Origin of the sequence: Chitinivibrio alkaliphilus ACht1 (assembly GCF_000474745.1) — a bacterium.
In the GTDB taxonomy this organism is placed as follows: domain Bacteria; phylum Fibrobacterota; class Chitinivibrionia; order Chitinivibrionales; family Chitinivibrionaceae; genus Chitinivibrio; species Chitinivibrio alkaliphilus.
On sequence record NZ_ASJR01000073.1, the window covers coordinates 1 to 834 of the forward strand.

2 protein-coding genes are annotated in these 834 nt (G+C 42.7%); both read left to right on the forward strand.

Annotated elements, in window-relative coordinates:
• On the forward strand, positions 1-301 hold a 301-nt coding region (locus CALK_RS13100), incomplete at its 5' end, for a hypothetical protein (RefSeq protein WP_034638409.1).
• Between the two features lie 241 nt (positions 302-542).
• Positions 543-834: DDE-type integrase/transposase/recombinase (locus CALK_RS13105; protein ID WP_162146751.1), on the forward strand; the 292-nt coding region annotated here is incomplete at its 3' end.

Sequence of the window (834 nt, forward strand, 5' to 3'; positions counted from 1 at the left end):
GACAGTGGCCTATAAGTTATCAGTATTATCTGCAATAGCGAAACTAAAGAAGGATGATCCCACGCAAATCGGTGCGTACCTGCGTTCAGAGGGGCTTTTTTCAAAAACAGTTGAAAGGTGGCAACAAGAGCAGGAACAAGGTCTTTTAAATAAGCATCGTGCGGGAACTGTAGCTCATGTAAGAGAAGTAATGACAGCAGAGAACGCAAAATTGAAACGACAACTGGCAGCAACAGAGAAGAAATTACAACAGGCAGAATTACTGATAGATCTTCAAAAAAAATCTCCCATCTTACAATAACCGACATGCCACCAACAAGCAGAGAGAGCGATATAGAGGAATGATAATGGCGTATAAATCCCGGATACCAATTGTAAAGATGTGTGAAGCCTTAAATTATCCCAAGGCATCATTTTACAGAGGGTTAAAACCCAGGAAAGAGAGTCGTCGTAAGCATCAAAAGCCACCTTCTCACAGGAAACTGTCACAAGAGGAAGAGAGGACTGTTTACCGCATACTGAACTCTCCGGAGTATTGTGATATGTCTCCATCTGAGGTCTATTGTACACTGCTTGACAGAGGTATATACTATTGTTCAGTACGTACGATGTATCGTATTTTGGAAAAGCACGGAGAGACAACCCTGCGCCGACAGGCACAAGCACGAAGCTATACGCGTCCGGAGCTTTTAGCAACTAAAGTGAATCAATTGTGGTCCTGGGATATCACCAAACTAAAAGGGCCTCGGAAATGGCAATACTTTTATCTGTATAAGATTATGGATGTGTATTCCCGCTATATTGTAGGCTGGATGATTGCTGATCGGGAAAAGG